Here is a 12,730-nt window from a genome sequence, read left to right on the forward strand (position 1 = left end):
GGTACCAGCACTTGTCGCCTACCTCCGCCTCAGCCACAACAGCGCGGCACAACCGGCCAACGCGATCCCGATCCCGATCCAGAGCCATTCCGTGCGCCCTGTCATGAAGCTGCCGCCGAGCAGGCCGGCACCTTGCAGGATCCAGACGGCGCCGACGGCGAGCGCGAGTGCTGCCACGATGTTTGCCAATAACTTCATCTCGAAGACGACTCCATGTCGATTATCTTCACAACGTCCGCCTGCTTCTTGATATTTCTTTTTCCCTGCAAGTACTCTCAAGCAGTCTTCCGGCAGTAGCGGTTCCTGCGATTTTCCAATGATCTCGGCATACGCTTCGCAAATATGAAGATATTCCTTCTCAGTGAGTCATGCAGGCCTGACAAACTGTTACCTTGAGACTCCAAACGTGTGCGCTCGCCTCGGAACTGCCCGATGCTTGCCGCATTCACTGCCACATTTAGGTTGAAACCGCTCCGTGTGTTTATCAACAGAGCGTTAATCAGAAGATGAAGAACCGCGCCAAGCCCGCGATCGCGGCGGCCACCCTCGCCGCCGGCATGATGATTGCCCTTACCGGCACCGCCTCCGCCCAGTGCGGCAAGGCTTCCTGGTATGCGCTGACCTCGAAGACGGCTTCGGGCGAACGCATGAACCCATCGGCCATGACCGCAGCGCACCGCTCGCTTCCCTTCGGCACCAAGATCCGCGTGACCAACCAGAAGAACGGCAAGAGCGTCGTCGTCCGCATCAACGACCGCGGCCCGTTCATCAAGGGGCGCGTGCTCGACCTGTCCAAGGGTGCTGCCCAGCAGATCGGCTTCATCAGGTCCGGACATACCGCCGTCTGCATGCAGCGGACGAGCTGAGGCGAACAGCCTCTACCTCATCAGCCGTCGCGCCGCCGTCTCGGCCATCGCCTCGACAAGGCCGAGCTGCCACTCTGTCCGGCAATAGGCACGGAAATCGAAGCAGGGCAGACCCGGACAGACCTCGAATTCGATGAGGTGCACGGTGTCGTCTGCCTCGACGCGGAAGTCGAGCGAGAAGACGTCGCGCAGGCCAAGCCCTGCCATCAGCTTGACGGCGACCTGCCTGATCTTTTCGGCGGCACGCGGTTGCAGCGACGCCACCTGCACCAGTTCCGGCTCGACATACTGGCCCGCTTGCCTGGCTGCCATGCCGGTGTCGCCATACAGCGCCATGCTGTCGGCCATGGTCTGGAAATCGCCGCCTGAATCGACGAAGACGATGCCGAGCGCCTCGGGCCCGACCTTGGGATCGACCGCCAGAAAACTCGCCCGCACGTTGCGGCCGGCGACATAGGGCTGGACGATGACGTCGTCGCGATAGGCATCGAAGACCCGGAGCCCAAGAGCCAGCGCATCCCCAGCCTTGCCGATGCGCGAGTCCGCCCAGATGCCGATCTTGGCGCCGAGCCGGTTCGGCTTGACGAAATAGCCGGACGAAGACGCCGGCGGCTCGACCAGCCAGTCGCCGCCGCGCAAAAGGCCTGCTGCCGGTACCGGCAGACCGAGTGCTGTGAGCACAGCACCGGCACGGAACTTGTCCTGGCACAGCGCAAACAGACTGTCGTCGGCACCGATGGTCCTCAAGCCGTTGAGCCGGGCAAGCGCAGGCGACGCTCCGCCGCGGAAATAGGCAATGCCGTCGGTCAGCGTCCACACCAGGCTGGTGGAGCGGTCTGCGGATGCCAGCACCGTGGCCGCGTCGTCCAGCACGACGGCGCGGAAGTCCAGTCCGCGCTCGGTGCACGCATCGGCGAGGGCGCAGAACTCCGGATCCATGTCGGTCGACTGAGCCAGATAAGACGAAATCTCCATCCCCGCCTGGCGCGAGAAACCGTCGGCCAGCAAGTGCTCTAAACAGGCGCGCTCCGGCTCGTGGACGAGAATGAGCGTCGGTCTTTGTCCGGCCATCGGGCACGTTTCCTGCTGTCATGCAGACGAAGCCAAGCGCCTCGCCTGATGCAGACAATGACATCCGGGATGCCCCGGACTTGCCGGAAAACCGACCTGTTGCCATCGTCCCGGCGACAGCGGCACGCCGGCTGGAAGACCGCAGCCCCAGCAGAGGGCAATTTGCAAACGAGCCCTCAGATCAGAACGTTCGGCTCGTGCCGGCCGTTGACCTTGATGTCGAGCAGGAAGGTCTTGCCGGCATGCGGATCGGCCCGGCGCGCCTTGGCGCTCATGCCTTCGGCGGCCGACGTCACCACCATCCGGTCGGCCGCAGCACCAACGAAGGCCGGGCACGACGTCTGCACCGCCGGCACCGGCACGCTGCGCAGCAGCCTGCCGTCGGGCGCATAGGCATCGACACGGCCGCCACCCCAGCTGGCGTTCCACAACACCCCGTCGCGGTCGACGACCGAGCCGTCGATGTCGCCCCTGCCGCCGCGACGGTCGACGAACAGTTTCGGCTCGCCGAGCGGCAGCCCGGTGTCGGCATCGCAGTCGAGGCGATAGAGCAGGTTGACCGCCGTGTCGGTGTAGTAGGCGGTCTTGCCGTCAGGGCTGAAGCAGATCGAATTGGGAATGCTGATCGCCGGAAACAGCAGCCTGAGTTCGCCGCGAAAATACCAGTAGATCGCGCCGGCGCCCGCTTCGGCCGTCTTGCCCATGGTGCCGAACCACAGCGCGCCGCACGGATGCACGCGCGCGTCGTTCGAGCGGGTGCCGGCATTGGCGGCCTCGACCGACATATGGAGCACAAGCTTGCCACTCGCCATGTCGCGGACATGCAGTCCGGTTTCCGTCAGCAACAGCTGCCGTTCGCCATCGATCGTGGCAATCGCGCTCGCCATCTCATCCAGCTGGTGGATGCGCGTTTGCCCGCCCGAAAGCTTCTTTTCCAGCAGCCGGCTGTTCAGAATGTCGAACCAGTACAGCGTGTCGGTGGCCGGATCGTAGGTCGGGCCCTCACCCAGTTCGCAAGCCTCGTCGGACAGGATCGTGGCTGCCATGTCAGGCGTCCTTGCCGATGGCATCCCAGCCGGCCACCGCCGCCCGGGCACGTTCGCCGACATCGGCAGCGCTCATGCCGGGCTTGTAGAGGCTCGACCCCAGGCCGAACAGCTGCACGCCGACCTTGGCATAGGCAGCGAAATCGATCTCCGAAACGCCGCCGACGACGCCGACCCGCGTCTCCTTGGGCAGCACGGCGCGGATCGCCGAAATGCCGCCCGGCCCGAGCACGCTCGCCGGGAAAAACTTCAGCGCCGAAGCGCCCAGCCGCAAGGCCAGGAACGCGTCGGTCGGCGTGAACACGCCGGGCATCGTCACCATCTTGTGCACGCCCGCGCGGCCCATCACCTCGGCGTCGATGTTGGGGCTGACCAGCAGCCGGCCGCCGGCATCGTTGAGCCGGTCGACATCCTTGGCCCACACCACCGTTCCGCCGCCGACGAGTGCTGTGGGCAGCGCCCTGGCCAGGATCTCGATGGAGCGGAACGGGTCAGGCGAATTAAGCGGCACCTCGATCGCCTCGATGCCGGCATCGAACACGGCGCGGCCGACATCCAGCGCCTCCTCCGGCTTCAGCCCGCGCAAGATGGCAACCAGCCCGCGGCCAAGCTCGGGGAACGGTGCGGTCGCGTTCATTCGGCCACTCCTTCAGCCAGCATGCCATTCCGGCGGGCAGCGGCCACCAGGCCAGCCAGCACGGCTTGATCAGCGTCGGCAATCGTCACCGCGATGGCGTCGAGGCGCATCGCTTCGGCATAGAGCGCGCCCAGCGCACCCGAGACGACGAGCACGACAGGTGCTTCGCGCCGGCCGAAGCGCCTGACAGCCGAGGCAACCTCAGCGCCGATCAGCAGGCCCGAAAGTGCTGCCGCGGCATCGTCCTGGCCGAGCCCCGAGAGCAGGCCCGAGGCGCGGATACCGAACAACCTTGCGCCGATGTCGCCGTCGGACAGCGCTTGGCGGCACCACTCGCGGAACACCTCACTGTGCGGCGACACCTTGGCCGGCTTGTCGCCGATCGAGTGGCGCAGGATGGAGTGCTGGGCCAGCACCGAAAACATTTCGCCGGTCGGCCAGGTGCCAAAGCCCTTGATGGCGCCGCCCTCGGCGGCCACCCATTTCGAATGCGTGCCTGGCATGCAGGCGAGATGGCTGCCCGTTCCGATCAGGCCGGCGATGCCGGCAAGCTGGGTCTCCTCGCCGCGCATGACATCGGGCGCGCGCGGGTCGCGCTGCGCCAGTCCCGGCACGATGCGGACATCGCGGCCGGCGCCCGGAACAGGCACTGCGGCACCCAGAATATCGCCCAACGACGACGGCACGTCGACATAAGGCGCCTCGACCCAGCCCTGGCGGGCGCCGGCCATGCCGCAGACGATGGCTGGCAGATCCGTTGCGGCGCCCATGTCCTGCAGCTGCCGGTCGAGCACTGTGGCAAAGCCCTTGTGCTGCGCCGTCAGCAGGCCCTCGTCGCTGCGCCGCTCGTCCAGCACAGCACCCTTGGCATCGAGCAGCCAGACGCGCAGCCTCGTCGTGCCCCAATCGACCGCCGCTATTGTTGGCGTGGTGCTCAAAGGATGCCTCCATCGACGATCAGCGTCTGGGCCGTCAGCATTTTCGAAGCGTCGGAAGCCAAAAACAGCACCGGCCCGACCATGTCTTCCGGCAGCATCATCCGCTTGATGCACTGGCGAGAGATGTGCGCCTTGAGCGACTTCTCGCTGACCCACAATTCGCGCTGCCGCTCGGTGATGACCCAGCCCGGCGCCACCGCGTTGACCCTGATGTTGTCGGGGCCATAGCGGCCGGCGAGCCCCTTGGTCAGCCCGACGATCGCAGCCTTCGCCGCGGTATAGGCCGGCATGGCGCCGATGTTGAGCATGTAGGAGGTCGAGCTGAAATTGATGATCGAGCCGCCGCCAGCCTTGACCATGCCGGGGGCCACCGCCTGGACGGTGAAGAAATGCGGCTTGATGTTCACCGCCTGGTTCTCGTCCCAGCTCTCTGACGTGACGTCAGCCACCTCGTGGCGTACGTCGTTGGCAGCGTTGTTGACCAGCACCGTCACCGGGCCGTGCTCGGCCTCGGCGCGGGCAACGGCGCGGCGCAGTTCGGCGATGTCGCGCAAATCGGCACGCAGATAGAGCGGCCGGTTGCCTGTCGCCTGCTCGATCTCGTCGCACAACTCCTGGCTCGGCTTGAGCGCGATATCGATGAAGGCGACCTTCGCGCCCTGTCGGGCAAACGCCTCGGTCAGCGACGCACCGATGCCGGTGCCGCCGCCGGTGATCAGCACCGACTGGCCTTCGAGATCAGGAAATCGTGCCGTTGGCATCATGATCTTTCCCCTCGCCTCGCCCGCTTCCCCCAAAGCGGACACGCCTCCGTAATAGAGCATGAACGGGAAAAGTGGGAACCGGTTTTCGGAAAAGACCGTGCGACGCTTGGGGAAAAATCGGAGCTCGGTTCAGCACCTCGCCGAAGGATAGGCGATCGCGCAAACATCGGCGCCGGGCCACAGCGATTTGCGTTCGCTGCGGGGTACACCGCCGGCACCGCGACGCCCGTGCGCCATGTCAGGAAATGGACGTCAAACCGCCCGGGCGAAGGTCGCGCCGCGATGGGCCTCGCGGAGATAGCCGAGCGTGGCATCGGCGTCGGCCGGACGGCCAAACAGATAGCCCTGCCCGCCGGCGCAGCCGAACTGCGTCAGCCGTTCCGCCTGCGCTTCCATCTCGATGCCTTCGGCAACCACGTCCATGCCCAGGCCCTCGCACATCGCCAGGATGGCGCGGATGATGTGCTCGGACGGCCGGTCCTCGAGGATCGAGGCGACGAAGGCACGGTCGATCTTGAGCTTGTCGAAGCGGAATTCGCGTAGGCGTCCAAGGGACGACTGGCCGGTGCCGAAATCGTCGAGCGAGACGCGGATGCCGACGCGGCGCAGATCCTCAACGATCTTTTCTGCCGAGGCGGGGTCGGTCATCAGGCCAGTTTCGGTGATCTCGATCTCGAGGCGGCGCGGGTCGAAGCCGGTGCGCTCGAGAATCGACAGGATGTGCAGCCCGGTGTTCTGGTCGACCAGCTGCGACGGCGACAGGTTGAACGACAGGAACATTTCCTTGGGCCAGCTGCGCGCCGCTTCGGCTGCCTTGCGCAGCACCAGCTGCGACAGCGGGCCGATGATGCCGCGCTCCTCGGCGATCGGAATGAACACGGCCGGCGAAACGAAGCCGAGGTCGCGGTCGGTCCAGCGGGCGAGTGCCTCGAAACCGATGGTGCGGCGGCTGTTGAGATCAACGATAGGCTGGAAATGCGGCGCGACATCGCCGGCCGCGACGGCACGGCGCAGCGCCTGCTCGATGCGGGTAACGCGCTTGGCCGCCTCTTCCATCTCGCGGGTATAGACCACGACGCGGCCACGGCCCGAACGCTTGGCGTGATACAGCGCCGTCTCGGCCTTGCGCACCAGCGTCTCGGTGGTGTCGTCGCTCGAATGGAACAGCGAGCAGCCTACCGACGCCGACAGGCGCGCCGTGCGTTCACCGACGTCGTAAGGTGCTGACAGGATTTCGATCAGCATGCGCGCCTTTTCGGCCGCCGCGTCCTCGGAAAACACCAGCGGGTAGAGGAAGGCGAATTCGTCGGCGCCGATGCGCGCCACCGCCGAATAGCCGTCACAGGCGGCGCGCAGGCGCATCGCCACCTGAATCAGGATGTCGTCGCCGGCGCGATGGCCGAACAGGTCGTTGATCGGCTTGAAGCCGTCGAGATCGAGAATGCCGACGGTGAAGGGCGCGGGGTCCTCGGCGCGGTCGCCGATCAGCCGCTCGACCTTGTCGAAGAAACGCCGCTGGTTGCCGAGGCCGGTCAAGGTGTCGGTGAAGGCCAGGTCCGCCGTTTCCCTGTCCGAATGGCTGACGCCGATGGGCATGCTTTGTCTCTGTTCTGCTAATATTTGAAACTGTTGCAGCACAGTGCCAGCAAAGCGTTTAGGAATTGTATTCGATCAGCTTGCCGTCCGTATTTTGACACGGCGTCGAAACCGGTTTCAGCGGCCGTCTTCTGGCGCCGCCTGGCGCAGCCCACCAAAACCGGGTAGCGGTGAAACGGACGAGACGGCAGCTAGGCGCCCTGGGTCGCCGCGTCGCGTTTGCGGTTACGGAAGTGTGCGACCAGCCGCAGCGCGATCGCGGCGAGGATTAGCGCCATGTAAGGCCAGTAGAGTTCCGGCCTGAGCACCGCGCGGCGACCGAAATTGACAACGAAGAAGACGGCCAGGAACCAGGCGCCGCCGGTATGGATGATGCGCCAGGCCTTCGGCCCGATCGCCGCGGCCGTCCGGGCGAACGATGTCGCGGCCATCAATACGATGGCGAGATAGCCGGTGCCGCCGGCGATGAAGGCGGCGGGCGCCGTCAACTCGTCGAACAGCACCGGATCAAGCTGCGACAGCGCGATGATGGCGGCGGCATGGACGCCGTGAGAAAAGGCGAAAGCCAGGCCGAAATAGCGTCGGTTCGCCCTGATCCACCGCGTCATCGCCGAGAGCCAGAGCTGCGCCAGGCTCGAAGCGGTGAAGGCGAGCACGAACAGCATGAGCGAGCTGCGCGCGGTCAACCTGATCACCATGCGCGTGCCGTCGACCGGATCGCCTGCAAGGCTGACGGCTCCGGCGCATGCTGCCAGTACGCCGGCGCCGAGCCACGCGGTCAGCCTCCAGCCATTCGGTGGCCAGGCCGAAGCGCTTTCAGGCAATGCTCGCATGTTTTCTTCTCCCATGTAAGCACTGATTACATTGAATTGCGGAGAACTGTCAAGCCGATGTTTACGCCGTTTACATTCCAGCCAGCCGACCGCTAGTAAGGGGCTATGATGAAATCTCCCGGCACCCGCGCGGCCTATCATCACGGCAACCTCGTCGAGGAGCTCATCGCTGCCACCATCGCGCTGATCGAGGAGAAGGGCGTCGACGCCGTCTCGGTGCGCGAAGCGGCCAAGCGCGCCGGCGTTTCGCCTGCGGCCCCCTTTCGCCACTTCGCCAACAAGACGGCATTGATGACGGCGGTGGCCGAGCAGGCCATGGGGCGCCTGACCTTGTCGGTACAGCAGGAGCTTGAGGCGACCGGGGACGCAGACCCGGTGGAAGGACTGCGCGCCATTGCGCGCGGCTATCTCGCCTGGGCGCTCGCCAATCCGACGCATTTCGAGGTCATCGCCTCACGCACGCTCATCGACTTCCACGGCTCGCCGAAACTCACGGGCGAAACCGAGGCGATCCGCCTTGTCATGCTCGACCTGATCGCCCGCGGCCAGGCGGGCGGCCGGATTTCTCCGGCCCTCGACCCCGACGCGTTGATGCTGTCGGCCCGCGCCTTCATCTACGGCCTGTGCCGGATGTGGATCGACGGCCATTTCACCGAATGGCACGTCGAAAAGCCGGCCGGGCAGGCGATGGCCGAGGCGGTCGATCTGTTCATCGACATGATCGGCGGCCGCCAAGCAACGGGGCGTGCCGGGGCGTAGCACGGCCAGCGGGCGGATCGAGCGAACTTGTTCGCACCCGCTGCCATTGCATAAGGCCGGCAAATTGCTACATCCTCGTCACCGCAGCGCAACCGGGTATCAGGTTGCGTGACCAGACCAGCCGCGCCGGAGACCTCCATGGCCCTCAAGATCGCCGTCCAGATGGACCACATCTCCACCATCAACATCGCCGGCGACACGTCGTTTGCGCTGTCGCTGGAAGCGCAACGGCGCGGCCACGAGCTCTACCACTACACCCCAGACCGCCTGTCGATGCGCGACGGAAAGGTTTTCGCCCGCGTCGAGAAGCTCGAAGTGCGCGACATCAAGGGCGACCACTTCACCCTCGGCAACCCGATCCGCACAGACCTGTCGGAGATGGATGTGATCCTGCTGCGCCAGGATCCGCCCTTCGACATGAACTACATCACCACCACCCACATCCTTGAGCGCATCCACCCCAAGACGCTGGTCGTCAACGACCCGGCCTGGGTGCGCAACAGCCCCGAAAAGATCTTCGTCACCGAATTCGCCGACCTGATGCCGGAGACGCTGATCACCAAGGACCCGCAGGAGGTGGCAGCCTTCCGCAAGGAGTTCGGCGACATCATCGTCAAGCCGCTCTACGGCAATGGCGGTGCGGGCATCTTCCACCTGCACGAGGCCGACCGGAACCTGTCGTCGCTGCTCGAAATGTTCGGCCAGATGTTCCGCGAGCCGTTCATCGTCCAGCGCTACCTCAAGGACGTACGCAAGGGCGACAAGCGCATCATTTTGATCGACGGCGAGCCGGTTGGCGCCATCAACCGCGTGCCGGCCGAGCACGACGCCCGCTCCAACATGCATGCCGGCGGCCGCGCCGAGAAGACCGAGCTGACCGAACGCGAGCGCGAGATCTGCGCCCGCATCGGCCCGTCGCTGCGCGAGCGCGGCTTCATCCTCGTCGGCATCGACGTCATCGGCGACTACATGACCGAGATCAACGTGACATCGCCGACGGGCATCCGCGAGGTCAAGAAGTTCGGCGGCGCCGATATCGCCGCCCTATTCTGGGACGCGGTGGAGAGCAAGCGGGGGAAGTAGCCGCTCCTCTGGCGTTCCACCTCAGCAACGTTTTTCGCCCTGTCCGGCCAACAGCCTGCCACGTTCGACCTGGGCGCGGCTATGGACCCCTGCCGCCATTCTGTTCTGTTTGGAACCGACAGTCCGCTTGTTGGGCGAGGGCCTGCGCATGTGGCCCGCAGTCTCTTCCGTATCCGCTGCACCTACCACCGTGCGAATGGCATCCGCCGGAAACGGGCGACAATGCTCCCCAGCGAGAGATGAGCTTCCATGCGTGCAGACGCCGTACAACGAAGTACTGCGTCTGCAACAAAATGACAGGCAACCTTCTTCGCCTGACTGCATTTGATCGATGAAGCTTCGGCCAAGTCTGCCAGGTACTCTGGCGTACCGGAAAATCGACAGGCAGCAACGCTTCAAGGGCCGCGCCCCGGAGCACCGGGACGCGGCGAAGCGGGCCTGACTGGACCGCCCCGACTACAGGCTACCGTGCCTTGAGCCAGCCAAGGCCGGCCAGCGTCACCAGGGCCATGGCGGTGCAATAGGCGGCGAGCGGCCAGGCCGTGTCGCCGCCAAGCATGAGCACCGCCAGCGTACCGACGACGCCGACGATCAGGCTCTGGACGCAGAAATAGAGCGCCACGGCTGTGCCGGCCGCGTCGCCGAAGTCCCGCAGCGCTCCATTCGCTGTCACCGCGCCGGCAAAGACGATGCCTGCCGAGATCACCCACATCGGCACGACGAAGGTGAGGAACGACGGCGCGGCGAATAGCTGTCCGAGAGCGAGCAGCACGGCGCCGATGAGCAGCATCGCCATGCCGCGCGCCAGGCTTCCCGCTATGCCCCAGCGTGCCACAAACAGCCTGGCGAAGCGTGTGGTCACGATCATCGCCACCGCCGCGGTGGCAAAGGCGAGGCTGAAGCCGAGCTGGGAGAAACCGGCACAGTCGATGAGCACGCGCGGCGCCGTCGAGAAAAAGACGAAGAACGCACCCATCGCCGCGCTGAAGCCCAAAGTGTAGACTTGGAAGGTCGGGCTCTTGAGGATCGACCGGAAGGCCAGAGGCGACTGGACCGTCGCCTCTGGCCTCGTCTCATGCCAGCGTGGCAGCGCGTTCAGCATCGCTGCCAGGGCCAGGATTCCGAGAGTAACGAAGATCGCCCGCCAGCCAAGGCCATGGGCGATCAGCGCGCCGGCGATCGGCCCGAGTGCCGGCACGCAGGCCAGCATGGCGCTGAACAGGCCGTAGATGACGGCACTTTCCGGCCGCTCGGCATAGACGTCGCGCACCGTGGCGAAGGTGGCGACAAGTGCCGCCGAGGCGCCCAGCGCCTGGATGACGCGCAGGACGACAAACAGCGGCGCTGACGAGGTGACGGCAAGCAGGAAAGAGGTTGCCGCAAACAACAGCGCGCCCGATATCAGCACAGGTCGCCGGCCGATCCGGTCGGAGATCGGGCCGAACACCACCTGCCCGAGCCCGAGCACGATCATGTAGAGGCTCAGCGTCAGTTGGACGACCTCCGGCGTCGTGCCGAGGATTGCAGGCATCGCCGGCACCACCGGCAGGTAGATGTCCATGGCCAGCGAGGCCAGGATGTCGAAAGGCGCCATCAGCAGCAGTGCCGCGCGCAGGGAGTAGCTCCACGAAGGGAGGGAGTTTCGATTGGGCATGACTTTTCATCCGCACAAATGAATTTCATCTGGCGGCGATCTGCCACTTCGTTTGTCCAATGCATCGGCTCGAAACCGGAAACGATTTCCGGCAGCCGCGCTGGACAGGCCTATGATCTCTGAATGAGGGGCAGGGCGCCGCAACAACGCTAGGTGTCGTTGCGGCCTATATGTCTGCGGACTTGGCTGTGCCCATGTTCATGTCTCGCGAATATCAGCGCCCGTGACGGCTCGCGGTCGCAATACCAGCCCATGCCGTCAGGGACAAGCCTGTCGCCTCAGGCGGCGCGCGGGTTGCGAACGCCGCTCATTTCGGTAGCCTTGAACATCCGGAAGGTGTTGCGGCCGGCGAACTTGGCCGCATACAGCGCCGTGTCGGCCCGCACCAGCAGTTCCGACGGCGTGCATTCTTCATACAACGCGATGCCGATCGAGGCGCCGAGCTTCAACGCCCGGCCACCATGGCCGACCGGCCTGCCCAGCCTGTCGATGATGTCGCGCGCAAGTTCCGAAATCTTCGCGAGATCGAGCCCCGGCCCCACCAGCACGGCGAATTCGTCGCCGCCGATGCGCGAGACGAGATCGACACCGACACAGGCTCCCTCCAGGCGCCGCGCCACTTCCTTGAGGCACTCGTCGCCGGCGATATGGCCAAAAGTGTCGTTGATCTGCTTGAAGCCGTCGAGATCGACAAGCAGCAGCGCGCCGAGCGCGGGCTGGTCAGGGCTAGGAGCCGTCAGCTCTGCCAGCTTCGACTGGAACAGGCTGCGGTTGGCAAGCCCGGTCATGACGTCGTATTCGGCGAGATAGCGGGTCTGGTCGGCGAGGATCTTCTCTTCGGTGATGTCCTGCTTCATGCCGAAGATGCGCACGGCCACGCCGTCCTCGCATTCGACACTGGCGGTGATGCGGATCCAGCGGCGGTTGCCCTTGGCGGTCACGATCTCGGCGTCGAGGCCGAAGCCGGTGCGCTCCGCTATTCCCTTGCTGCGCTTGGCGTGCAGCTCGGCGGCCGAGGCCGGCGTGTAGCACTTGACGATTTCCGACCGGTCAAGCGCTGCGTCGCGCGGCAGGTCGAAAAGGTCATAGACCACGTCGGTCCATAGCAGGGCCTGGTCGGCAAGATTGCATTGCCACACGCCGATGCGGGCAGCGGCCGAGGCGCGGTCGAAGATTTTCTGGCTGTGCGCCAGCGAGGCGGCCTGCTCGCGGATCAACGCGGCCTGCGCCTCAAGCCTTGCCTCGAGCCCGGCGATCATGCCTGCGTCGCGGTCCCTGAGAACGGCCCGCCGCCGTATGCGTCGCGATGACGGACTGCGCATGGTTTGGATCGGCTGCCCCCTGTTGCCGGTACCACATTCGCGCGGCAGCGCTTAATATTCCCTCTCTCTAATGCCGTGGCGGCACCACAGCGCGCGCTAGGGTTAACGCATCCCAAACTCAAGCTGCACCAGAGCGAATGTTCTTGAATTGTTCTTGCATG

13 protein-coding genes are annotated in these 12,730 nt (G+C 65.3%); 3 read left to right on the forward strand and 10 right to left on the reverse strand.

The window, feature by feature from the left end; translation table 11 throughout:
* Positions 1-18: 18 nt before the first annotated feature.
* Positions 19-198: a hypothetical protein gene (locus IHE39_RS08120; RefSeq protein ID WP_192566141.1), complete on the reverse strand. Its 180-nt coding sequence runs from the start codon at positions 196-198 to the stop codon at positions 19-21.
* Positions 199-506: 308 nt separating this feature from the next.
* Here IHE39_RS08120 and IHE39_RS08125 point away from each other — a divergent pair, with 308 nt between their 5' ends.
* Positions 507-866 (forward strand): septal ring lytic transglycosylase RlpA family protein, encoded by a 360-nt coding sequence (locus IHE39_RS08125; RefSeq protein ID WP_184768486.1) that lies wholly within the window; start codon positions 507-509, stop codon positions 864-866.
* 12 nt (positions 867-878) lie between these two features.
* Here the strand turns inward: IHE39_RS08125 and IHE39_RS08130 are convergent, their stop codons facing one another.
* From IHE39_RS08130 to IHE39_RS08160, 7 genes are all read right to left on the reverse strand, one after another.
* Positions 879-1,937: a D-alanine--D-alanine ligase family protein gene (locus IHE39_RS08130; protein WP_192566142.1), complete on the reverse strand. Its 1,059-nt coding sequence runs from the start codon at positions 1,935-1,937 to the stop codon at positions 879-881.
* A gap of 176 nt (positions 1,938-2,113) precedes the next feature.
* The gene (locus IHE39_RS08135; RefSeq protein WP_192566143.1) at positions 2,114-2,983 is read right to left on the reverse strand and encodes an SMP-30/gluconolactonase/LRE family protein; all 870 of its coding nucleotides are present in this window, start codon (positions 2,981-2,983) and stop codon (positions 2,114-2,116) included.
* 1 nt (position 2,984) lies between these two features.
* Positions 2,985-3,620 (reverse strand): 2-dehydro-3-deoxy-6-phosphogalactonate aldolase, encoded by a 636-nt coding sequence (locus IHE39_RS08140; protein ID WP_192566144.1) that lies wholly within the window; start codon positions 3,618-3,620, stop codon positions 2,985-2,987.
* Positions 3,617-4,558, reverse strand: a complete 942-nt coding sequence (locus tag IHE39_RS08145; RefSeq protein WP_192566145.1) for a 2-dehydro-3-deoxygalactonokinase — start codon at positions 4,556-4,558, stop codon at positions 3,617-3,619. Before IHE39_RS08145 ends, IHE39_RS08140 begins: the two co-directional genes overlap by 4 nt.
* Positions 4,555-5,322 carry an SDR family NAD(P)-dependent oxidoreductase gene (locus IHE39_RS08150; protein ID WP_184768481.1) on the reverse strand — a complete coding sequence of 256 codons (768 nt, stop codon included), beginning with the start codon at positions 5,320-5,322 and terminating at the stop codon, positions 4,555-4,557. Before IHE39_RS08150 ends, IHE39_RS08145 begins: the two co-directional genes overlap by 4 nt.
* 252 nt (positions 5,323-5,574) lie before the next feature.
* Positions 5,575-6,918: a putative bifunctional diguanylate cyclase/phosphodiesterase gene (locus IHE39_RS08155; protein ID WP_184768480.1), complete on the reverse strand. Its 1,344-nt coding sequence runs from the start codon at positions 6,916-6,918 to the stop codon at positions 5,575-5,577.
* 191 nt (positions 6,919-7,109) lie between these two features.
* Positions 7,110-7,751, reverse strand: a complete 642-nt coding sequence (locus tag IHE39_RS08160; protein ID WP_192566146.1) for a ferric reductase-like transmembrane domain-containing protein — start codon at positions 7,749-7,751, stop codon at positions 7,110-7,112.
* A 105-nt stretch (positions 7,752-7,856) separates the two neighbouring features.
* On the opposite strand from IHE39_RS08160, the gene IHE39_RS08165 reads away from it, so the two are divergent.
* Together IHE39_RS08165 and gshB are read left to right on the forward strand one after the other, a co-directional pair.
* Positions 7,857-8,510 (forward strand): TetR/AcrR family transcriptional regulator, encoded by a 654-nt coding sequence (locus IHE39_RS08165; RefSeq protein WP_192566147.1) that lies wholly within the window; start codon positions 7,857-7,859, stop codon positions 8,508-8,510.
* Positions 8,511-8,648: 138 nt separating this feature from the next.
* Positions 8,649-9,593 carry a glutathione synthase gene (gene gshB, locus IHE39_RS08170; RefSeq protein WP_184768477.1) on the forward strand — a complete coding sequence of 315 codons (945 nt, stop codon included), beginning with the start codon at positions 8,649-8,651 and terminating at the stop codon, positions 9,591-9,593.
* Positions 9,594-10,056: 463 nt separating this feature from the next.
* On the opposite strand, the gene cml is transcribed toward gshB, so the two are convergent.
* On the reverse strand, positions 10,057-11,247 hold the full coding sequence (gene cml / locus IHE39_RS08175; RefSeq protein ID WP_192566148.1) for a CmlA/FloR family chloramphenicol efflux MFS transporter: 1,191 nt from the start codon (positions 11,245-11,247) through the stop codon (positions 10,057-10,059).
* Positions 11,248-11,525: 278 nt separating this feature from the next.
* Positions 11,526-12,506, reverse strand: a complete 981-nt coding sequence (locus IHE39_RS08180) for a sensor domain-containing diguanylate cyclase (protein WP_246485430.1) — start codon at positions 12,504-12,506, stop codon at positions 11,526-11,528.
* Positions 12,507-12,730: the final 224 nt, after the last annotated feature.

The sequence above is a fragment of the Aminobacter carboxidus genome (assembly GCF_014863355.1).
Classification (GTDB): Bacteria; Pseudomonadota; Alphaproteobacteria; order Rhizobiales; family Rhizobiaceae; genus Aminobacter; species Aminobacter carboxidus.

Bases quoted from the DNA above. Each gene is read 5' to 3' on its own strand.
- IHE39_RS08180 (WP_246485430.1), bottom strand. From the start codon at position 12,506: ATGATCGCCGGGCTCGAGGCAAGGCTTGAGGCGCAGGCCGCGTTGATC.
- IHE39_RS08120 (WP_192566141.1), bottom strand. From the start codon at position 198: ATGAAGTTATTGGCAAACATCGTGGCAGCACTCGCGCTCGCCGTCGGC.
- IHE39_RS08160 (WP_192566146.1), bottom strand. From the start codon at position 7,751: ATGCGAGCATTGCCTGAAAGCGCTTCGGCCTGGCCACCGAATGGCTGG.
- IHE39_RS08150 (WP_184768481.1), bottom strand. From the start codon at position 5,322: ATGATGCCAACGGCACGATTTCCTGATCTCGAAGGCCAGTCGGTGCTG.
- IHE39_RS08155 (WP_184768480.1), bottom strand. From the start codon at position 6,918: ATGCCCATCGGCGTCAGCCATTCGGACAGGGAAACGGCGGACCTGGCC.
- IHE39_RS08130 (WP_192566142.1), bottom strand. From the start codon at position 1,937: ATGGCCGGACAAAGACCGACGCTCATTCTCGTCCACGAGCCGGAGCGC.
- IHE39_RS08135 (WP_192566143.1), bottom strand. From the start codon at position 2,983: ATGGCAGCCACGATCCTGTCCGACGAGGCTTGCGAACTGGGTGAGGGC.
- cml (WP_192566148.1), bottom strand. From the start codon at position 11,247: ATGCCCAATCGAAACTCCCTCCCTTCGTGGAGCTACTCCCTGCGCGCG.
- IHE39_RS08165 (WP_192566147.1), top strand. From the start codon at position 7,857: ATGATGAAATCTCCCGGCACCCGCGCGGCCTATCATCACGGCAACCTC.
- gshB (WP_184768477.1), top strand. From the start codon at position 8,649: ATGGCCCTCAAGATCGCCGTCCAGATGGACCACATCTCCACCATCAAC.
- IHE39_RS08140 (WP_192566144.1), bottom strand. From the start codon at position 3,620: ATGAACGCGACCGCACCGTTCCCCGAGCTTGGCCGCGGGCTGGTTGCC.
- IHE39_RS08125 (WP_184768486.1), top strand. From the start codon at position 507: ATGAAGAACCGCGCCAAGCCCGCGATCGCGGCGGCCACCCTCGCCGCC.